The organism is Qipengyuania marincola (genome assembly GCF_029688625.1).
In the GTDB taxonomy this organism is placed as follows: Bacteria; Pseudomonadota; Alphaproteobacteria; order Sphingomonadales; family Sphingomonadaceae; genus Qipengyuania.
Map to the genome: position 1 here is coordinate 1 of NZ_JARULC010000004.1, position 21,043 is coordinate 21,043.

The window sequence follows — 21,043 nt, forward strand, 5'->3', positions numbered from 1 at the left end:
TTCATCGCAACGTTCATCGCAACGTTCATCGCAACGTTCATCGCAACGTTCATCGCAACGTTCATCGCAACGTTCATGACGATTTTAATTGCACATTAGGACATATGGTCCTATCTCAACTGCACATCCGCCCCTTGAGAGTAGGTTCGCTCGACTATCCAGAGTGTTACCGAAATCTTGGGGCTTTTCTTTTGTCCGGCATCCGCGAGACGCGGATATGAGCCGAGAAATAGCGATACTGATCGACGGCGGCTTTCTGACGAAACGTCTGCCGAAGCTCGTTAGCGAAGAGCATCACAAAACACCGGCAAACGTTGTCGGCTCGATCCGCTTCATGTGTCACCGCCATGTAGAGCGCCTTACGGGCGACACCGATCAGAACTGGCATCGCCACGTCTATCGCATATTCTACTACGATGCTGAACCCTTCGAGGGGCAAGCGCACCATCCGCTAACAAACAAGCAAATAGATTTCGGCAAGAGCGACCGTGCCACCTTCCAGCGCGAAATTTTCGATCTGCTTCGCAAACAGCGAAACGTCGCATTACGACTCGGCAAGGTGAATCGACTCGGTGGATGGACGGTCACTGGCGGACGGATGCAGAAGCTTTTCCGCACACGCGCCGCACTTGAACAAATCGATTTCGCTCAAACGCTGGCAGACGGTTCGTTAAACCTCTCGTCAGAACAGGTCGCCGCTCTGGCCGATTGTAAACACCAGTGGCTGGACATCGAAGCACATAATGTTGCTCTCGATCTGCGACAGAAGGGCGTCGATATGCGCATCGGCCTGGATATCGCATCGCTCACGCTCAAGCGGTTGGCAAAGACAATCATACTCATTGCAGGTGACAGCGATTTCGTGCCTGCCGCGAAGCTTGCACGCCGCGAAGGACTCCAATTCATCCTCGATCCGCTTTGGCAAAGCGTGAACGATGATCTCTACGAACACATCGACGGACTGCAGTCGGGACTGCCTCGCCCGACTGGAAGCGCACCTGCTGCGCAGGAGCCGCATCTCAAGGACGCTGAATAATGGCCCGCTCACCCAAGAAACCCCTCCGCGTCGAGACGCTCACCCATGACGAGGCCACGCGCAAGAACGCGCCCACGGCGGAGCTCGAAACCTTCGTCGATGCCGAAACCAAGCGGCCGATCGAGGTTGCTTACGAGCGGCGCAATCGCGATCTCGATCCGCAGCTGGTGTGGCGGGGGAAGGATGTGGCGGACTGGTCGGACCTCGTAGTCGAGGCGCCGCCGCTCTACATCCAAGAGAAGATTCATCCCAAGGCGCTGATCGAGGATTTGAAGCGCGCCAGCCAGCGCGACGAACCCGACGACGCGCCCGATCTCTTCGCCGATTTCAACGGCGTCGATCCGGAGGCGCGGACCGAGTTCTACGCGCATGACCAGCACTGGTCGAACCGCATGATCTTGGGCGACGGGCTGAAGGTGATGGCATCGCTGGCCGAGCGCGAGGGGCTGAAGGGCCAAGTGCAGTGCATCTATATCGACCCGCCCTATGGCATCAAGTTCAACTCCAACTTCCAGTGGTCCACCACCAGTCGCGACGTGAAGGACGGCAAGGCCGATCACTTGACGCGCGAGCCCGAGCAGGTGAAGGCATTCCGCGACACCTGGGCGGACGGCATCCACTCCTACCTCACTTATCTGCGCGACCGCCTGACCGTAGCGCGCGACCTCCTTACCGAAAGCGGCAGCGTTTTCGTCCAGATCGGCGACGAGAACGTTCATCGCGTGCGAGCGCTGATGGATGAGGTGTTTGGGGAGGAAAATTTCGTCCGGGAGATCGCGTTTGCAAAAACCTCGACTGGATCAGGCGACTTCTTGCCTGCTGTGAATGACTTTCTTCTTTGGTATGCGAGAGACGCCTTGCAACTCAAATGGCGGCGCCTCTTGGAGGAGAAAACCGTCGGCGGAACAGGCGGAACAGCTTTCACATTCGCGCTGAACGAATATGGCGAAAGGCGGCCATTAACGGACTTGGAGAAAGCCGATCCGTCTCAACTTCCAGAAGGTTGGCGAGTGGCTGGCACTGGCGACTTGACTTCGTCTCGACCCCCTGGAAGCTTTCCGATCAACTTTCAGGGCAATATTTACAAGCCCGGCAAACGTTACTGGAGCACCGGCGAAACCGGAATGCCACGGCTGATCAAATCCAGCCGCGTCGCTCAAACCGGTAAGGGGCTCAGTTTTCAGCGCTTCTTAGATGATTATCTCGTCTATCCGGTAACGAACATATGGACTGACACTGTCGGCCAGAACCAGTTCGGTGGCCCGAAAGAGTACGTCGTGCAGACAGGCTTGAAAGTCGTCCAACGCTGCATCTTAATGACAACCGATCCCGGCGATCTGGTGCTCGATCCCACCTGTGGTTCGGGCACCACCGCCTACGTCGCCGAGCAATGGGGGCGGCGGTGGATCACGATCGACACGAGCCGGGTCGCGCTCGCGCTCGCCCGGGCGCGGATCATGGGCGCGCGCTATCCCTGGTATCTGCTCGCCGACAGCCGCGAGGGGCAGGTGAAGGAAGGCGAGATCACCCGCACCCCGCCTCGCGATACGCCCACACAAGGCCGCATCCGCCAGGGCTTCGTTTACAAGCGCGTGCCGCACATCACGCTGAAAAGCATCGCCAACAACGCCGAGATCGACACGATCTGGGAGGAGTATCAGGAAAAGCTCGAACCCCTGCGCGCCGAGATCAACGCGATGCGCGGCCGCGCCTATGATGCCGAGGGGGGCTCCGATCCAGACCTGCCGCCCTTCGAGGAATGGACGATGCCGCGCGAACCCGGCTCGCCTTGGCCCGAAGCTGCGGCGAAGGCTCTGGCAAAGGCGCGCGGTCCCGGCTCCGATGCTGTGCGCACCAAGTGGCTTACCAAGCTGAACGAGGAGCTGGGCCGCGACTACACGCTGGAGACGCTGCCCGAACACCCCGTTGACCCGTGGAACGACCCGCGCGCCGAGGAACTCCACGCCGAATGGTGGAAGTTGCGCATCGAACGCCAGCAGGAAATCGACGCCAGCATCGCCGCCAAGGCGGACACCGAATATCTCTACGACCAGCCCTATGAGGACAAGGGCCGCGTGCGTGTGGCGGGGCCGTTCACGGTCGAAAGCCTCAGCCCCCACCGCGTCCCCGCCGTGGACGTGGACGACAGCCTGTTCGACGAGATCGAGGCAGCAGAGGGCAGGGCAAAGAAAGGCGAGAGCGGCGAACGCGCCGATTTCGCCGAGATGGTGCTCGAGAACCTCAAGCGCTCAGGGGTCCAGCAGCGCGCCAAGGACGATAGGCTCGTCTTTGAGACCATAAAACTGTGGCCAGGCGAATTCATCGTCGCCGAGGGCACCGTGCGCCAGAAGTCTCTTACCGAGGCACAGGACGAAGAAGCAACCGAGGCCGGCGACACCCGTTCACGACCATTTGCGAGGCCGAAAGAGGGTAGAGTGGCCGTGAAGGTGGTGAATCACCTGGGGGATGAGGTGATGAAGGTGCTGGAGGTCTAATCGTGGCAGGTCGGCGGCGGGTGGGCGGTTCAGGATGGGCTGGTGTTTATGGGTCGTTTGTAGGCCTCGGTAGCAAGGGGAAGCCTGGAGCCAAGCGCGCAAAGAAGAAAATAAAGCGCCAGTATCCGCTATTTCCTGGTCACATGACGTTACAGGAAGCCCGCCACGCAGGCCTCTCCATTAAGCAGTGGCGTGCGCAGTCGGATAACTTGGTCAAGCGTGTGGAAACGCAATTGAAAGATGCTCGCAAAGACATCGAACGCCTCGAACGCGAACTTCGCCTAGCCGAAAAATCCCGCCAAGCAGCCTATAAATCCAATGATTCTGCCTCCAAACGAGTTCGGAGCACGGAGGGCTGATGACGCTTCTATATGCCTCCACCTTTGCTGATGCCCTCGGCAAGCTCAGCCATAACGAGCAAAAGCAGGTCAAGCTCACCGCTTTCGACCTGATGACCGATCCTAAAGGCAGCGGCCTCAGTCTCGAACGTCTAAACCGGGCGGGGGATGACAAGCTTTGGTCAGCGCGTGTCAGCCGCGATCTTCGGATCATCCTGCGTCGCGATGGGGAGGACAACCTCCTCGCATATGTCGGTCATCATGACGACGCTTATGCTTGGGCTGAGCGCCGAAAGATCGTCCCGCATGAGCGAACTGGAGCGATGCAGATCGTCGAACTTGTGGAGCGGAGAGAAGAAACTGCCCCTCTCATTTACGCCGAGACCTCGGAGGACACCCCGGAACAGTCCGTACAGCCTTTCTGGGCGCTGACCGACGACGAAATGCTCGACGTCGGTGTTCCGCGCGACTGGCTTGAGCGCGTGCGTGAGATGCCAGAGGGCGAGGTTGACGGGCTGTTCGACCGCCTGCCTGCCGAAGCGGCCGAAGCGTTGTTGGATTTCGCGACCGGCGGGAAGCTCGAGAACCATGTTACCAAACCCGCCGAGCCGGGTGCCGACCCCTTCGCGCATCCTGATGCACAGCGCCGGTTCCGTGTGCTCGACAATCTGGAGGAGCTTCAGGCGGCACTAGATGCACCATTCGAAAAGTGGGCGGTATTTCTCCATCCCGCCCAGCGCGAACTCGTCGGGCGCAAGGTCACCGGGCCGACGCGCGTGACTGGCTCCGCAGGAACCGGAAAGACTATCGTCGCCCTTCATCGTGCGGTCCATTTGGCTGAGGCAGCAGATCGGACACGCGTACTTCTCACGACATTCTCGCAAGAGCTGGCGAACTCGCTTTCTGCTAAAGTCGATCTGTTAACCCAAAGCCAACTCAAGCTGCGCGACCGCATAACCGTCCGACCAATCGATCAGGCCGCAATCGAACTCTATGCCGCTGAATTCGGCAATCTGCAGATCGCGGAGGACACGCAGGTACGTTCACTGATCGAAGATGCGAGAGAAGCCGGCTTGGGAGGAGATCTGACTCCAGCTTTCCTTTTTGAGGAATGGATCGAACTGGTCGACGCCTGGGGTGTGACCGATGCGGAAAGTTACGCTGAGATACCACGTATCGGACGGCGCACGCGTCTAGGGCCGCTTCAACGCGAATCTGCCTGGGCAGTCTTCGATGCCGTTCGCCAAGGACTGACAAAGCGTGGACTGGTCACTCGCGCGATGATTTACGACCGCCTGGCCGCATGGCTGTCAGATGGTGGCACGCTGCCCTTCGAACATGTGGTCGTGGACGAAGCGCAGGATCTGACAGTGGCTCAAGTTCGCTTCCTCGCAAAAGCGGGCAAGGGCAGGGCCGATGCACTCTTCCTCGCGGGCGATATCGGACAGCGCATCTTCCGCCTTCCTTTCAGCTGGGCAAAGCTTGGTCTCGATATTCGAGGGCGAAGCCATACGCTGAAGGTCAATTACCGCACATCGCACCAGATCCGTTCGGTCGCCGACCGCCTACTACCGCCGTCTATTACTGATATGGACGGAGTAGAGGAGGGGCGTCGCGGCACCGTCTCGGTATTTGACGGTCCAACCCCGGTTGTTTCACTCTTTGCGGACGAAGCGGACGAGATCACCAGCGTCGCTGAGTGGCTGCGAAGTTGCGAGGCCGACGGCATCGCCGCCGAAGAAATAGGGCTGCTGGTTCGAAGTAGCCGGCAAACTCATCGCGCGCGTGCCGCCATTGAGGAAGCCGGTCTGGGCGGCCAAGCGGCGCCCAGAATCGCTAACATGCACGATGCAAAGGGCCTCGAGTTTCGCGCTGTTGCTGTAATGGCATGCGACGATGATGTGCTGCCCGATCCAGAACGCCTGTCCGCCATCGGAGACATTGGTGAAATGCAAGCAGCCTTCGAAACCGAACGCCACCTTCTGTACGTGGCCTGCACACGTGCCCGCGATCGGTTGTTAATCACTGGCCTAGAGCCGGGAAGCGAATTTTTGGAAGATTTAGACCCTCCTCAGGTTGGTCTGAGGTAGCCTCACGGTTTCTCGAATTCCTTCTCGTTCGACTCCAAGGAATGACTGCATATCACGATAGGGTGACGTCCCAAGGGCGCTCGCGGGCGCCCGTTATGGGCACGACGCAATTCCCTGGGAGGGTTTAGAAGTCGCGTACTTTCTGGATCAGTAGGGTCTCGAAAATTTTTTCTGAAACCCGCGAGAACATGAGCATTCCGTTTGTAATGATGCGGTTCCACCTCAGATATAGTCTTGCACAGGGCAAGTGCTGAACCGAGGCGCTTATGATCCACAACCTCCGGGACGTCTCTGACCCGCCGTATCTTATCAAAGACCCTAAAGGGAATCGCCTGCTCGTCGTACAGGATTTCGAGGTCGCCCTGCAGAGTTTGCACTATAGAAACCTTCGAACCGACTGCCTTTCTCGCTAGCGGACAATCATCAAGAATTATCTTTAACTTGTTATAGCTTAGAGATAAATCCTTGAAGACTTTGCGCTCAACAGCGTATGTCAGCAAGTTCCTCAGATCGGCATTGGGGGCAGGGCGATGAGCATCTGACGGGTCGAGAGGTTCGCGAGCAAAACGTCGATTGTGATCCAGGCGGTATTTTTCGAGAAATCTATTGCCTTCTTCCATCGTGGAAATGTTTGCCAATCGCATTCCCTTGATCAATCTATCCTGAAGCGTTCGATTAGCCCGTTCAACTCGGCCTTTTGCCTGAGGCGTTTTCGCACAGATAATTTGTATCTCAAGCTTACCACAAGCACGTGCAAATTGAGTTGGCATCCTCACCCCATTCCCTTTGGGGTTCGTGGCTCGAAAAATACTGTGGCGATCAGCAAAAAGCGCTTCGGGTCTACCGAAGCGCTGAATGTAAACCATGAGACAGTTCATGTAATTGTAAGAAGTTTCGTGCTCGACAAAGCGAAGTAGCTTAAGTTCACTCGTTGCATCGTCGATAAAGACAATTAAACAACATTCGCCTCCGCGCTTTTCGAACCAACGGTGATAAGAGCCGTCCACCTGAATGAGCTCTCCGCACCTAGGTCTTGGATCACGAGGTGAAAATATTCTAGGCTGCCTTCCTTTTCGATCAGTCCATAGTTTCTCTTCGATCATCCACTGCCGTAATTTTTCGTCGGAGATCCGGAGGTCGTGGATTTCTTCCAGTTTTTCTGCCGCCAAAGTTGGGCCGAAATCCGCATATTTTTCTCGAACTATCGTCAAGACATCGGAGCGGAACTGACTGGAGAATGCGCGATTCTTGTTTCCGACCTTTTTAGAGATCAAGCCGCCGGCGCCTTCCTCCTTAAAGCGCGAAACCATTCGGTGTGCCGTAGCTCTTGATACCTCAAGCGAAGCATGAAGGTCCTTTGCCTTCAATTCCCCACGAAGGTAGGCTTTGATGGCCTTTACCTCATAGGTCTCGTCATCGACTTCTATTTCGAATTCCGGCTCCGCCATTTTCTCGCACCTCCAAGGTCACAACCGAAAACGCGTCTCGGTCAGGGTAGAGGAGTCTCACTTCGAAATTGCGAGACTGTCTCATTTGGAAGTTGCGCTTACAGCTCTGCAAGAACGATAATATATATTATGTAAAATACGGTTATAGCGCCGAGCGCTCCGGTTCAACGGACGATGTCGATGAACAGCACGACGATCGCGAAGATTCCGGCCCAGGCACCCGCCATGAAGAACCCCTTGCGCCAGCCCACATTTCGCTGCTGGAAGCCGGCAGCTATCAGGATTAGAAAGCCGGTCAGCGAGATCAGGGAAACGACTTGATGCTCGTTCATGTGCGCAACTCCAGCCCGTCGTAACCCACGATCACGTTCTCGGGTACCTCGTTCCTGAGCGTCCTGTAGTCCATGCTCTTGTCCATGTGAGTCAGGACTGCAGTTCGCGCGCGAGTACGTTTGGCAAGCTCGAGAGCCATTTCCAGATTGGCATGTGTCGGATGCTTGCGGCGCCTGAGGCAGTCTACCACCAGAATATCCGCTCCACGATAGCACCGAACCATCGCTTCTGTAATTTCGCTGAAGTCCGTCGCGTAGACCAGCGAGCAGCCATCGGCCTCGAACCGAAATCCCGTGCTGGTCACCGGACCATGCGGCATCTCGACATAATCGAAGGAGAAGCCCGCAACCAGCGGTTTTGAAGAGATTTCTCTCAAATCCATAAGCGTGGGATAGCCAAACTGGCCAGCGAAGACATAATCGAACCGCTGGCGCAGTCGATCGCACGTCGTCTTGCTGGCGAAACCGGGCAGAGGATTGCTCCGGTCGTAGCGCATAACGCGCAAGTCATCGATGCCGTGGCAATGATCCGCGTGATCGTGAGTCCAGAACACCGCATCCACTCGATCGATCGAGTTCGCCAACAACTGGCTGCGAAGATCGGTGGACGTGTCGACGAGGATTCGGCCGCCTGCGTCATTCTCGACGATGACGGAAACGCGGCTCCGGCGATTGCGAGGTTCGGAAGGGTCGCAGTCGCCCCAGTCGTTCCCGATGCGGGGCACCCCGGTAGAGGTGCCAGAACCCAGCATCACTAACCTCACGCGGCAGCCTTGCCGAAGAGGCGGAAGAAATTGGCACTGGTGAACGCAGCCAGTCGATCCAGGTCCTCGCCGCGAAGATCGGCAAGGAACTCCGCTGTATCGTGTACATAAGCTGGCTCGCACGTCTTTCCGCGATGCGGCACCGGCGCAAGGAAGGGACTGTCGGTTTCCACCAGCAGGCGATCCTGCGGAACGGTTTTCGCGAATTCCTGAAGATCTTTGGCGTTCTTGAATGTCACGATGCCTGAAAGCGAAATCGACAGGCCCAGAGCCAAGACCTTCTCCCCGAAGTCAGCCGATGCTGTGAAGCAATGGATGAGCGCAGGAAACGCGCCCTTCTCCATCTCCTCCTCGAGAATTGCCAGCGTATCGTCTTCGGCGTCGCGCGTATGGATGATCAGCGGCAGGCCGGTCTCGCGTGCGACGGCAATATGCAGGCGGAACAGCTTTTGTTGCGCGGTCCGATCCGAGTGCTCGTAAAAATAATCGAGCCCGGTTTCGCCGATGCCGATTACCTTCGGGTTGCGGGTGGCCTCTAGCAAGACGTCGTGGGTCAGGCCCTGATGTTCGTCGGCATGATGAGGATGAATCCCCACACTCGCGTAAATCCGAGCTCGACCCTCGGCCGTCATAACGACGCGACCCCATTCGGATTGCTTGGTCGAAATATTGAGGAAGGCCTTCACGCCTCGCGCTTCTGCCCGCGCGATCACACCGTCCTTGTCGTCGACGAGACCGTCGTACTCGAGATGGCAATGGCTATCGACCAGCATTAGGCAACTTCCTGCTCGGGCAACTCCAGACGTGGGAAAACGGGCGTCGGTTTGCCGATGACATGGCCACCTTGCGCAAGTTCGGCAAACCATTCCCGGTATGATAGATCTGCATAACCCCGCCGGTCGGACGCGACGCCGAGTTGGTCAAGAACTTCCGCTGCTTTCTCGGGCACGACGGGCTGGATCGCGATCGCCAGGTCGCGAATAGCTATGAACAGTGTCTGGAGCACCACCTTCATACGGTCCGGATCGGCTTTCTTGAGCGCCCACGGTGCCTGCTCGTCGACATAGGCATTGCACGCGAATACCGCCTTGAGCCACGCCTCGATACCGATGGAAAAAGCGAGCTGGTCAAACGCTTCGGGCAAGGTTTCGCCACATGCCTTCGAAACGACCGACAGGAGCTTTTCATCCTCGCTCGCCAGTTCGAAGATCTCCAGCTTGCCGTCCATGTTCTTCGCGATCATGGAAAGCGTACGCTGCGCAAGATTGCCGAAGCTGTTTGCAAGCTCGGCATTGACTTTATTCACAAGCGCTTCTGCCGAATAGCTCCCATCCTGGCCGAAGGTTACTTCGGCCATCAGGAAATAGCGCAAGGCGTCTACGCCGAATGTTTGGGCCAACTCCATCGGATCGGTGACATTGCCGGCCGATTTGGATTCCTTCACGCCTCGATTGAGGAGGAAACCGTGCCCAAAGACTTTTTTCGGAAGGGGCAAGTCGGCGCTCAACAGGAAGGCCGGCCAGTAGATTGTGTGAAACCGAACGATGTCCTTGCCGATCAGGTGTAGATCAGCCGGCCAGAACTTGTCCCAGAGCGTGCCACCATCCGGAAAGCCTAGACCGGTGATGTAGTTGGTCAGGGCGTCCACCCAGACGTACATCACATGGTCTTCGCTCCCTGGCACTTTCACGCCCCAGTCGAAGCTTGTGCGGCTGACCGAGAGATCCTGCAATCCGCGTTCCACGAAGGCGATCATTTCGTTGCGACGGCTCGCGGGCTCGAGAAAGCCCGGCGTGCGCAACAGTTCGAGCAATGGCTCGGCATAACGAGAAAGGCGGAAGAACCAGGTTTCCTCCTCGGTCCATTCCACTGGCGTGCGCTGTGGAGAGAGCTTCTCGCCCTCTTCCCCTTCGACCAGTTCCTTCTCGTCGTAATACGCTTCGTCGCGCACCGAGTACCAGCCTTCGTAGCGATCGAGATACAGGTCACCCTTGGCTGCCATCCTTTCCCAGATGGCCTTGCTGGCACGATGATGATCCGCGTCGGTCGTCCGGATAAATCGGTCATAGGAGATGTTCAGAACGTCGAACAAGTCTCTGAAATGACCGGACATCTGATCCGCGAGCTCGCGCGGCTCCATCCCCAGCTCGCGTGCTTTCTGTGCCATTTTCAGGCCGTGTTCGTCAGTGCCTGTCTGGAAACGGACCTCGCGCCCGCGCAGGCGCTGGAAACGTGCGATGACATCGGCCGCGATCGTCTCGTATGCATGGCCGATATGCGGTTTGCCATTGGGATAGTGTATGGCGGTTGTCAGATAATATGGTTCAAGCATCGGCCCGCTCGCTAGCCGTAGCAGCCCTGGCGAGCAAGGTTCCGATTTCCATCGCCAGCAAGCCCGCATCATAATTGAAAGTGGGTAATTCACCCGTCAGGCGTACCAGTTCCGCATGTACCTCGATTAGGGCGCCGGGTTGGTCCGCGACGTGCGTCACCTGCTCGGCGAGCGCCGCGCGTGCGAGATTGAGGATCGCATGTAACCGCTCGCGATCCGGGCGCGCGCCGATAGCCGTGGCCAACTGTCCTCGCAAGGCGAAGTCCCCATCGCCGGCTTGGAGAATGCGATCCATCAGTTGTGCTGCGCGGCCCAGGTCGAGCTCCACGAAGGCGAGAGCCGCACCCGGCGAACCTGCGGCGGCGGCAATGGCGGCCTCGCGCGTGGCCTGATCGGCCTGCGGCGCCAGCTCTGCCAGCAGATTTGCCATGTCCGCGTCGGATATTGCCGGGAAGCGGAGCACCCGGCAGCGCGAACGTATCGTTGGAAGCAAACGCGCGGGGCTGTGTGCAACGAGCAGAAAGATCGTTCCTCGTGGTGGTTCTTCGAGGCTCTTGAGCAAAGCGTTTGCCGCATTGCGTTCGAGATCGTCGGCGGGATCGATGATGATGACCCGCTTGTCGCCGGCAGTCGGACGGGTCGACAGCCTGTGCTGCATGCTTCGGACTTGGGCGATACGAATGCTGCGCGCCTGTTCGAACGGCTTTCCTTCCGCGCGTTTGCGCTCTTCCTTGTCGTCTTTCGCTTCGTGAGTCAGCGTCAGGATATCGGGATGATGCTCGATTGTCGCTGGGACGCCGAGTAGATCTCTGGCGGCCGCTTGCGCGAAAGCTGATTTACCTACTCCCTTGCGTCCGACGAGTAGCCAAGCGTGGTGCATCCGTGTGCCACTGCCGGCCTGCGCCCACTGACGCCATGCTTCATCGTGGCCGATCAGTTTCATGAGCGGCTTGCAAGTAGATTTGCGACAGAATCTGCCACCCGGGCTCGCACCTCTTCAATGCTGCCAGTGCCGTCTATCAGCCGTACCCTGTCCGGATCGCTTGCCGCGATTTGCTGGAAAGCTGCGTTGACGGATGCATGAAAGGCGGCCGTCCTTCCTCCGATGGCATCGGACACGCCGCCATCGCGCCGCGCAAGCCGTGCCGTCACTTCCGCATCAGATGCGTCAAGAACAAGGGTGAGATCAGGCATGAGGCCGCCGCTGCCGATACCGTGCAACGTCTTAATCGCGTCATCGGTCATTTCGCCCGCTATTCCCTGATAGGCACGGCTTGAATCGACAAAGCGATCGCACAAGACCCAGCGACCGCTTTCCAGCGCCGGCACGATCAGGCGCGCGACATGATCGGCGCGCGCTGCAGCAAACAGCAATGCTTCGGCTTCGATAGTCCAGCCTTCGCCCGGGGGCTGAAGTAATAGCTCACGAATAGCCTCCCCTCCCGGCGTCCCACCAGGTTCGCGGGTCACGACCACGTCGATCCCGCGCTCTTCAAGAGTTTGAGCGAGCAATCGGATCTGGGTCGATTTGCCCATGCCCTCCCCGCCCTCGAAGGTAATGAAACTGCCACGTTTCAAGAGAGGCTCCCCAGCACCCCGTTCAGCAAGCGCTGAAACGGATTTGCGGGGCCAACGGCTTCATTCGCATATAGCGGCAGTCTGCTGTCGGGCATGCCCTCGATCTGGACGAGCAGCTCGGCGACCCTTTCATCTTTGGCAATCGGGGCTCGCAGAGGGCCCTGATAGTGGACCGAAAGGACAATCTCCGGCTTCCTCCCCTCGGGATATGCGATACGGATCGGCCCTCCCGCGCGAAGTCCGACGGCGCGAGCCGAGCCTTCCTGCACTCTTGCATCGGCGATTACGGCATCTGCGGGGAAAACCAGGCGACTGTCGAACGCCGCAAAACCCCATTCGATCAGATTGCGCGCAGCGCGGTTCCTGTCCCGCCCGCTTGGGCTGCCTGCAACGACCATGACGAGACGCCGGTTGTCTCGCTGCGCGGACCCGAGAAAGCCGTAGCCCGCCTGGTTCGTGAAACCGCTTTTGATGCCGTCGGCGCCCCGAACGACGCCGCTGATGGGATCATGGTTGGGCTGTGTGATGCCGTTGAAAGAGAACTCCCGAGCGCCGAAGAAATGCGCGTATTTCGAGGGGTGCCGGGCGATCATCGTACGGCCGAGGAGAGCCAGATCGTGCGCGGTGGTGAAGGTTCCACCCTCGTCCATCCAACCATTGGGCGTCCCGAACCGGCTGTCTCTCATGCCGATCTCGCGCGCCTTGCCATTCATCGCCACGAGCCAGTCTGCCAGCGTACCCGCTGCACCTTCGGCAAGGACTATCGAGCCGTCATTGGCAGACACTGTTGTGATGCCATGCAGCAGATCGTCGACACTGACCTTGGCGTCGGCGGGTAGAAACATGGTGGAGCCAACCCTGTTCCACTGCCGGAATGTCTCTGGTCTGACGGACACAGTTTGTTGCGGAAACAAGCGCCCTTCTTCCATCCATTCGAAGGCCAGGAAGGCAGTCATCGTCTTCGTTATGGATGCTGGCATGAACCGTCGATCGGCATCACGCTCAAACAGGACCTGGCCGCTTCCTGCATCGATCAGATAGGCGATCGGCGCCTCTTCGACGCTGGGGATCGCTGGTCGCAATTCTCCCGCCCCGTCCTGCGCGCTCGCCGCAGTGGCGATTCCGATGGCAATCCCGGTGAACAATCTCAGATATGTACGCAAGACGACTCCGCGGGCCGCGAAAAGACGCGGCTCAATCGATATTCTGGATCAAGGCGTCGCTATACCCTTGCCCGCGCAGCTTTGCGAGCGCTTCGCGCGCCTTTTCCCGACTTGCAAAGGGCCCGATGCGAACAAGGTGGAATGGGCCACTCCGCATCACAAAACCGCCTACGCGATCGGCAAGACGGTTGGCATTGTCGACAAGCGAAAAAGCGCCAATCTGGACGACGAAGCCGGTGGGTCTCTCCGGCATCATGACCGACAGCGAATTTTCGACGATCGAGCCGTCGATTCTTCCCGCTAGCGGAACGTCAACAGTCGGCTCGTTGACCAAGCCACCTGCCGCTGGTGCTTCGGTTTCTGGATCGATCGGCTCGATCGTGCCTGCGGCAGGCACAACCCCGCCACTTGTGGCTTGACGGGCATTTGGCGGAGGCGAAGCGCCCATTCCTGGAAGCCGCTTTCGCAGAGATGAAAGAAGGCCGTCGGGCGTCGTCATGCGCAGCGGGGCCGCTTCCCCGGTGCGGAGCAAGGCGCGATCGTCCTCGGGCGGATTGACACGCCGCATGCGGATCGGAGCACCTTCTTGCAAATCAAGTTGGGCCATGGCCGCAGGGGAGAGGGCCAATAGCCGATCCGCCCTCATCGGCCCGCGTCGCTCGAGACGCAACAAGATGGTTCGACCACTGTTCAATGCCGTCACCTCAACGTAGCTCGGCAAGGGCAAAGTCTTGTGGGACCCGGTCACACCAATGGTGCCGGGACCATCCTGCTCTGAATACCCAACCTCATCGTAGTTCATCGTGTCGAAAGGCGTGAATGTCTCGCCATCGACTACAAAAGGCTCCCCCAGAACGATCGGGTAATCGGCGGCCGGTCCAGTCCGCACCTCCTCTGAAGCGGGACCCTGCGCATTCGAAGGCAGGGCCGATGCGAGGGTCAAGATAAAGGCAAGCGAGAAGCGCAAGCCCTTAGGATACGGCATCGGCGAGCAACCCCACGCTCATCGCATAATAATTCGAGCAATTGTATTCGAGGATTACACGATAGTTTGACGTGAGAAGGTAGGCCGGAGTGCCGGGGCCATCGGGCTGAAACAGGCTGACTAGAGTGTCCGAGGGTAGCTGGCGTTGAGGCTGGACGCCGAGCCCACGCCATTCTTCGACCGTCTTGTAGACGCTATGGCGTTCGTGCACGCGTTCGCAAACCGGTGCATTTATTGGGCTGCGGTAGGCATTTACATTGAAGCCTCCAGGCACGAAGGCGCGGACGCCCCATGGCTGACCAGTGCGCCAGCCGGCGTCGCGAAAGTAATTGGCAATTGACGCAAGCGCATCGCTGCCATTGTTCATGATATCGGCACGGCCATCGCCATCCCCGTCGGCTGCGAGCCGGAGATAGACCGAAGGCAAGAACTGCGGGTTGCCGAAGGCTCCTGCCCAGCTTCCCTTGAGATCGCTTCGCGAATAGCCCTTGTCGGCCACCTTCATCAGCGCCACCCATTCGCCCGCGAACAATTCACGGCGGCGCCCTTCCCAGGCGAGCGTGGCCAGTGCCTGCGACAGATCGAAGCCACCCTTGACCGCGCCATAGGCGGTCTCATGGCCCCAAATCGCGACGAGGATTTCTGCCGGCACGCCATATTGGCTCTCGATAGCCTGCAAACGCGAACGATAGTTCTCATAGGCACGGCGGCCCCCGGCGATCCGCGCATCGTCGACATGCGTAGCGATATAGGGCGCCAGCGGTGGATAGCCGCTGCCTCGCGATGAGCCCGGCTGTGACCTGTCGAGCTCGATGACCCGCTGGCTGGGCTGCAGCCCGCTGGTCATACGCTGTAGGGTGCTATCGGATACCCCTTCCGCTCGCGCCCGCGCCATCAAGAGTTGCATGTAGGCGTCGAACGACAGATCGCTCTGGGCAGCGGCCGGGCCGGCGGGCAGCGACACAGCTATAGCCAACGGGACGGCGAACAGTTTCTTCAATTCCATACCTCGTTCTTGCAAAATGCAGATGAATGGCAAGTGTCGGAGCGAGGGCAGGTCCCAAACATCGCACACCATGGGTGACAACACCTGCGAGGGCGGCTAGCACGCCCATCGCTCGCGGACAGGTGGCAGAGCGGTTGAATGCACCGGTCTTGAAAACCGGCAAGGGTGCAAGCCCTTCGTGGGTTCGAATCCCACCCTGTCCGCCAGTTACTCGTCGTCGGCGTCGGGACCGCGAACGAGAGACTGGTCGGCGCGTTGCGCTTTGGGATAATCGCCGGCCTTCACACTCGACTGGTTTTTCAGAGCGATATGGTCCTCTACGATCCCGCCATCGCGCTTACCTTCGGTCTCGTCCTCTTGGGTTTGCGGGTCGTCATCGATTTCATATTCCATGTCCGTCTCCTTTCCCGGTCAACGCATGACCGTGCGGGAAGTTGCGTGCCTGGAGATTGTGTTCAGATGGCAGCGATCCGGTAGCGGGCGAGCTCCTCGTAATCGCCGCGGCAGGCTGCTGCTACCTCGGCATATTCACCGTCGAGGAACGGCAGTTCGCCGGGCGGCGGTCCGAAGCCGGTCGAGGCGTTCACTTTGTCGTACCAGTGCGCGCCCCAGGCACCGTCTTCGGCATGCGGTCCCTTGCTCCAGGAAAGCATGACTTCGTGCCACGCTATGCCGAGTGCTGCGCAAAGGGCTGAGAGGACGCCAGTGGGATTTTCGAGGATATCGTCAGAATCGACCACTGGCGGTACTGTGCCGGTGCGCTTGCGTTCGAATTCGAAATAGGTCCGTAGCTGGGCTAAGCCGAGCAGTTCGGGCCGCCGAAGCTCGTTCTTCTTGCGATAGCTGGCGACCACCCGCTCCGGAGCGCGGATCAGGAAAGCGTGGCGGTGTTCGGGCATGTCGGCAATCCCGATAGGCCCGACCATATGATGCGGCATATGCTTCTGATACCAGACCGAGGCATGTCCGGGCACGGGTCCGGATTGCGTTTCGAGCACCGATGTCCAGTCGCAGTCCATCGAAGCCATGGTTTCTTCGCCCATCGGATGGTCCTCGCCGCTGGCTTTGAGGAATGCGCCGTAGAACGGCTCGTCCGACACGGTGCAATCGCTTCGCGCGCCGAAGCTGCGCATCAGAGCAGTTGAGATGTTGCGCGGACCGGACCACATGGCGATGCGGATTGTCATGGTCTGGCCCTGCCTTCGACGTCTTTGGAAAGGCGGGACAGATATGCTGTCTGAAGTTTCTCGACGACTGGCCCGCGCGCCTTCGAGATCAACCGCCCATCGATCACGCCGATTGGAGCAACCCCGGCGAAGGTCCCGGTGGTAAAGGCCTCCTCGGCCCCATAAACATGGGTCAGCGAGAAATTTCGTTCGCGGACGGTCAGCCCCGCCTCACGTGCGATTTCGATCACGACACCGCGCGTGATGCCGTCGAGGCAGTAGTCGCCGCTGGATGTCCAGACTTCGCCATCGCGAACGATGAAGAAATGGGTCGAGTTGCAGGTCGCCACGAAGCCGTGCGGGTCCAGCATCAGCCCCTCGTCGGCCCCGGCCTGTGCAGCCTGGATACAAGCAGTGATGCAATTGAGTTTGCTGTGGGAGTTCAACATCGGATCCTGCACATCGGGATAGCCCCGGCGCACATGAACCGTTGCCAGCTTTAGCAAGCGTGTCGCGGTTTCCGGCGCGGGCTCTTTCCATTCCGGGATGATGACGATGGTCGCAGGCGTCACAACCACCCGGGGGTCCTGATATGGCGTCGAGCGGATCCCACGCGTGACCATCAGCCGGATATGGACACCCTCGCCCTCCATCCCGTTTGCGTCGAGCACTGCGTAAAGCCGCTGCTCCATCTCCTCGCGTGATATGCCGATATCCATGTGGATCGCCTTCGCGCCGCGCCAGAGGCGGTCGAGGTGGCGATCGAGGAAAGCGAGCCTTCCCTTATGTAGGCGAATGCCCTCCCAGACACCGTCGCCCAGCATGAAGCCGCTGTCGAACACGCTGATCTTAGCCTCCGGCCGCCGGAAATGCTCGCCATTGATGTCTATGTACACATTCTCGTTGCGCTCGTCGGCGACATAGAGATGCGTGCCGCGAGTCTCGGGTTGCGTCATTGGCCCCTCTTCAGGATTTCATCCATCTGTTCACGCAGGATCGGGTCCCACTCGCTGCGCAGTTCCTTGACCTTGGCAATCAGCGGTTCGTTCTGCTCGAAGGGGATCTCCATGTCGTAGAGATCGGCCACTTCGCGCATGGAACTGCGGTCCATTTCCTCGAACGCGTCGGTCGCCGCTCGTGCCTGCTGGCGATCCATGCCCAATGCTTCGAAGGCAGAGCGGCCCATGCGCAGCGAGCTGTCGTAGGTCTCGCGGATGATGTCGCGGCATCCGTATGCCCACAGCTCGTAGACGTGGTTCCGGTCGATCGCCCGTGCGGTCACATGCAGCTTCGGAAAGTTGGCGACGGCGTATTTGACGAGTTTGTCGATCTGCTCCTTCTCGTCGAGCGCGACGACCAATAGCCTTGCCTTGTCGATGCCAGCAGAGGCCAGCAAGTCGGGCCGCGTCGCATCGCCGAAATAGCTGCGGAAGCCGAATTTGCGGACCATCTCGAGATGCTTGCTGTCGTAGTCGATCACCGTGGTCGAATAGCCTGCGGCCTGCAGCATACGATCGACGATTCCGCCGACCCGGCCTCGCCCCGCGATGATGACCTGGTTTTCCTCATCGATCGTATCCGGCTCGGCCTGTTGGCCGGCGCAGTAGGTACGCGCCACGACCTTGTCGTAGAGGATGAACAGCAGCGGCGTAACCAACATGGTCAGGGCCACGACGAGCAGGAGCAGATCTGCCATGGCCTGGTCCAACACGGCGTTGCCGACGGCAAAAGCGATCAGGACGAAGGCGAATTCGCCCGCTTGCGGCAGGCTGAGTGCGAAGAGCCAAAGCGCCTGCCGCCGCAGCCCGTAGCTGTAGCCGACAAGCAATAGCACCGCCATCTTCGCGAGGATCGTGACCGCCGCCCAGAAGACGACTTCGCCGATCATTCCGGCCGCGAGCTCGAAGTCGATGCCTGCTCCGACGGTGATGAAGAAGAGGCCGAGCAGCAGGCCCTTGAACGGGTCGACATCGCTTTCGAGTTCGTGGCGATACTCGCTCGTCGCCAACACCACGCCGGCGACGAAGGCCCCAAGCGCTGGCGATAGTCCGACGAGCGACATCAGCAGCGCAATGCCGATCACGACGACCAGCGCGGCGGCAGTGAAGAGCTCTCGCAGGTTCGCTGCGGCGATGTAGCGGAACAGCGGGCGGATGGCGTAGATGCCGATTGCGACGACCGCGGCGACTGCGGCAACGCGCGCCAGGCCGGCGAGCCACACCGGCATGGATTCGGTCAGATCGATCCCGCCATGGGCCCCCTCCCCTCCGTGTCCTGCCGCTGAAGCGCTGTGGAGGTCCGGCATCGCCAGCAGGGGCAGCAGTGCCAGGATCGGGATCACCGCCACGTCCTGAACCAGGAGCACCGAGAAGCTCGCCTCGCCGCCTTCGCTGCGCAGCAGGTTCTTCTCGGTGAGCGTCTGGACGATGATCGCCGTGGACGACAGCGCGAGTATGAGCGCGATGGCGAGCGCGACCTGCCATGGATTTGCCGCGAGCAGACCGATCGCAAAGATTGCGGCGGTCGTCAGCAGGACCTGTCCTCCGCCCAGCCCGGCGAGCTTGCCGCGCATCTCCCACAGGCGTTTGGGCTCCATTTCGAGGCCGATGATGAAGAGCATCATCACCACGCCGAACTCGGCGAAGACCTGCAGCGCCTCGACATCGACGTTCAGTGCGCCGAGCAGCGGGCTGATCGCCATGCCTGCGAGGAGGTAGCCGAGCACCGAGCCGAGGCCGAAGCGGCTCGCCAGGGGGACGGCGACGACCCCCGCGACGAGGAGCAGGAAGGCGAGGATCAGGAAGCTGGTCATCGCCCTCCCCTATCTTGCCCGCTCAGATGTGCCCATCAAATATGTAGGGCTCTACCGTAGCTCGCCAACACGCTCTCGTGCATGCTCTCGCTGATGGTCGGGTGCGGGAAGACGGTCTGCATCAGCTCCGCCTCGGTCGTCTCCAGCGTCTTGCCGACGACGAAGCCCTGGATCATCTCGGTTACTTCCGCGCCCACCATATGCGCGCCCAGCAGCTCGCCGGTCTTGGCGTCGAATACGGTCTTGCAGAACCCCTCCGCTTCGCCCAGCGCGATGGCCTTGCCGTTGCCGATGAAGGGGAAGGTGCCAGCCTTGACCTCGTGGCCTGCCTCCTTGGCCTTCTCCTCCGTCAGGCCGACGCTGGCGATCTGCGGGTGGCAATAGGTGCAGCCCGGGATGTTGGCGCGGTCGAGCGCGTGCGGATGCAGACCCTTCACGCCCAGCTCGGTCGCAATAGCTTCGGCGGCGGTCACGCCCTCGTGGCTCGCCTTGTGCGCCAGCCAGGGGCCGGGGGTGCAGTCGCCGATGGCCCACAGGCCCTTCGACTTGGTGCGACCCATCCCGTCGATCTGGATGAAGCCGCGGTCCATCTCGACCAGCTTGTCGAGGCCGACGCCTTCGGTGTTGGGAACGATGCCGATGGCGACGATGCAGTGGCTGAACTCGGTCTCGCCGACCTTGCCTTTGGCATCCTTGATCTTGGCCTTCACGCCCTTGTCGGAGACCTTGAGATCCTCGACACCCGCGCCGGTCATGATGGTCATGCCCTGCTTGGTCAGGCTCTTCTCGAGGAAGGCGGAGACGTCCCTGTCCTCCACCGGCACGATGCGGTCGAGCATCTCTACCACGGTCACATCCGCGCCCATGTCGTTGTAGAAGCTCGCGAACTCGATCCCGATTGCACCCGATCCGATCACCAGCAGCTTCTTGGGCATTTCGGGCGGGGTCATAGCGGTGCGATAGGTCCACACGCGCCCTCCGTCTTTCTGGCCGTCCGCCTTGGCGAAAGGCAGGTCGCGCGCCCGGGCGCCGGTGGCGACGATCACGTGCTTGGCGGAGAGCTTCTCCTCCCCCTTCTCGCCCTTGACGGTCAGGCTGGTCGGACCGGTCAGCGTGCCCTCCCCCATGTGGACCGCGATCTTGTTCTTCTTCATCAGGTGCGTGACGCCTTGGTTGAGCTGCTTGGCGACGCCGCGGCTGCGCTTCACCACCGCTTCGAGGTCGGCTTCGATCTTGCCGGCAACTTTCAGCCCGTAATCGCCCGCATGTTCCATGAAGTGCTTGATCTCGGCAGAACGCAGCAGAGCCTTGGTCGGGATGCAGCCCCAGTTGAGGCAGATCCCGCCAAGCAGTTCGCGCTCCACGATGGCAGTCTTCAGCCCCAGCTGCGCGCAGCGGATCGCCGCGACATAGCCGCCGGGGCCGCTGCCGAGCACGATTACGTCGTAATTTTCAGCCACAAGTCACTCCAACAAATCCGTTCGCCCTGAGCTTGTCG

At 59.8% G+C, this 21,043-nt stretch carries 18 protein-coding genes and 1 tRNA gene; 4 read left to right on the forward strand and 15 right to left on the reverse strand.

The window, feature by feature from the left end; translation table 11 throughout:
• Window positions 1–217: 217 nt before the first annotated feature.
• The 3 genes from P8Q88_RS14170 (at window position 218) to P8Q88_RS14180 (ending at window position 5,959) form a co-directional block, all read left to right on the forward strand.
• A complete protein-coding gene (locus tag P8Q88_RS14170) occupies window positions 218–1,036 on the forward strand; it encodes an NYN domain-containing protein (RefSeq protein ID WP_278324505.1) in 819 nt (272 codons plus the stop codon).
• Window positions 1,036–3,531 carry a site-specific DNA-methyltransferase gene (locus P8Q88_RS14175; protein WP_278324506.1) on the forward strand — a complete coding sequence of 832 codons (2,496 nt, stop codon included), beginning with the start codon at window positions 1,036–1,038 and terminating at the stop codon, window positions 3,529–3,531. Before P8Q88_RS14170 ends, P8Q88_RS14175 begins: the two co-directional genes overlap by 1 nt.
• A 358-nt stretch (window positions 3,532–3,889) precedes the next feature.
• Window positions 3,890–5,959, forward strand: coding sequence for a 3'-5' exonuclease (locus P8Q88_RS14180; protein WP_278324507.1), 2,070 nt, complete (start codon window positions 3,890–3,892; stop codon window positions 5,957–5,959).
• A gap of 2 nt (window positions 5,960–5,961) precedes the next feature.
• Here P8Q88_RS14180 and P8Q88_RS14185 read toward each other — a convergent pair whose 3' ends face one another.
• The 10 genes from P8Q88_RS14185 to P8Q88_RS14230 form a co-directional block, all read right to left on the reverse strand.
• Window positions 5,962–7,407 carry an ISNCY family transposase gene (locus P8Q88_RS14185; RefSeq protein WP_278324508.1) on the reverse strand — a complete coding sequence of 482 codons (1,446 nt, stop codon included), beginning with the start codon at window positions 7,405–7,407 and terminating at the stop codon, window positions 5,962–5,964.
• A gap of 164 nt (window positions 7,408–7,571) precedes the next feature.
• Window positions 7,572–7,739: a hypothetical protein gene (locus tag P8Q88_RS14190; protein WP_278324509.1), complete on the reverse strand. Its 168-nt coding sequence runs from the start codon at window positions 7,737–7,739 to the stop codon at window positions 7,572–7,574.
• Complete coding sequence (locus P8Q88_RS14195; protein ID WP_278324510.1) at window positions 7,736–8,503, reverse strand: MBL fold metallo-hydrolase; 768 nt, start codon at window positions 8,501–8,503, stop codon at window positions 7,736–7,738. The genes P8Q88_RS14190 and P8Q88_RS14195 overlap by 4 nt, the downstream gene beginning before the upstream one ends.
• Window positions 8,500–9,276 carry a TatD family hydrolase gene (locus tag P8Q88_RS14200; RefSeq protein ID WP_278324511.1) on the reverse strand — a complete coding sequence of 259 codons (777 nt, stop codon included), beginning with the start codon at window positions 9,274–9,276 and terminating at the stop codon, window positions 8,500–8,502. The genes P8Q88_RS14195 and P8Q88_RS14200 overlap by 4 nt, the downstream gene beginning before the upstream one ends.
• A complete protein-coding gene (gene metG, locus P8Q88_RS14205) occupies window positions 9,276–10,835 on the reverse strand; it encodes a methionine--tRNA ligase (RefSeq protein ID WP_278324512.1) in 1,560 nt (519 codons plus the stop codon). Before metG ends, P8Q88_RS14200 begins: the two co-directional genes overlap by 1 nt.
• On the reverse strand, window positions 10,828–11,778 hold the full coding sequence (locus P8Q88_RS14210) for a DNA polymerase III delta subunit-related protein (RefSeq protein ID WP_278324513.1): 951 nt from the start codon (window positions 11,776–11,778) through the stop codon (window positions 10,828–10,830). The genes metG and P8Q88_RS14210 overlap by 8 nt, the downstream gene beginning before the upstream one ends.
• On the reverse strand, window positions 11,775–12,413 hold the full coding sequence (gene tmk, locus P8Q88_RS14215; RefSeq protein WP_278324514.1) for a dTMP kinase: 639 nt from the start codon (window positions 12,411–12,413) through the stop codon (window positions 11,775–11,777). The genes P8Q88_RS14210 and tmk overlap by 4 nt, the downstream gene beginning before the upstream one ends.
• The gene (locus P8Q88_RS14220; RefSeq protein WP_278324515.1) at window positions 12,410–13,576 is read right to left on the reverse strand and encodes a D-alanyl-D-alanine carboxypeptidase family protein; all 1,167 of its coding nucleotides are present in this window, start codon (window positions 13,574–13,576) and stop codon (window positions 12,410–12,412) included. Before P8Q88_RS14220 ends, tmk begins: the two co-directional genes overlap by 4 nt.
• 31 nt (window positions 13,577–13,607) lie before the next feature.
• Window positions 13,608–14,144 (reverse strand): SPOR domain-containing protein, encoded by a 537-nt coding sequence (locus P8Q88_RS14225; RefSeq protein ID WP_278324516.1) that lies wholly within the window; start codon window positions 14,142–14,144, stop codon window positions 13,608–13,610.
• Window positions 14,145–14,547: 403 nt separating this feature from the next.
• Window positions 14,548–15,567 carry a lytic murein transglycosylase gene (locus P8Q88_RS14230; protein WP_278324517.1) on the reverse strand — a complete coding sequence of 340 codons (1,020 nt, stop codon included), beginning with the start codon at window positions 15,565–15,567 and terminating at the stop codon, window positions 14,548–14,550.
• Between the two features lie 116 nt (window positions 15,568–15,683).
• Here P8Q88_RS14230 and P8Q88_RS14235 point away from each other — a divergent pair.
• Window positions 15,684–15,773: transfer RNA gene (locus P8Q88_RS14235), tRNA-Ser, on the forward strand.
• Window position 15,774: 1 nt separating this feature from the next.
• Here the strand turns inward: P8Q88_RS14235 and P8Q88_RS14240 are convergent.
• From P8Q88_RS14240 to lpdA, 5 genes are all read right to left on the reverse strand, one after another.
• The gene (locus P8Q88_RS14240; protein ID WP_278324518.1) at window positions 15,775–15,960 is read right to left on the reverse strand and encodes a hypothetical protein; all 186 of its coding nucleotides are present in this window, start codon (window positions 15,958–15,960) and stop codon (window positions 15,775–15,777) included.
• Window positions 15,961–16,022: 62 nt separating this feature from the next.
• Window positions 16,023–16,754: a sulfotransferase-like domain-containing protein gene (locus P8Q88_RS14245; RefSeq protein ID WP_278324519.1), complete on the reverse strand. Its 732-nt coding sequence runs from the start codon at window positions 16,752–16,754 to the stop codon at window positions 16,023–16,025.
• Window positions 16,751–17,689: an aminotransferase class IV gene (locus tag P8Q88_RS14250; protein WP_278324520.1), complete on the reverse strand. Its 939-nt coding sequence runs from the start codon at window positions 17,687–17,689 to the stop codon at window positions 16,751–16,753. The genes P8Q88_RS14245 and P8Q88_RS14250 overlap by 4 nt, the downstream gene beginning before the upstream one ends.
• Window positions 17,686–19,545 carry a cation:proton antiporter domain-containing protein gene (locus tag P8Q88_RS14255; RefSeq protein ID WP_278324521.1) on the reverse strand — a complete coding sequence of 620 codons (1,860 nt, stop codon included), beginning with the start codon at window positions 19,543–19,545 and terminating at the stop codon, window positions 17,686–17,688. The genes P8Q88_RS14250 and P8Q88_RS14255 overlap by 4 nt, the downstream gene beginning before the upstream one ends.
• 35 nt (window positions 19,546–19,580) lie before the next feature.
• Window positions 19,581–21,005, reverse strand: coding sequence for a dihydrolipoyl dehydrogenase (lpdA, locus tag P8Q88_RS14260; protein ID WP_278324522.1), 1,425 nt, complete (start codon window positions 21,003–21,005; stop codon window positions 19,581–19,583).
• Window positions 21,006–21,043: the final 38 nt, after the last annotated feature.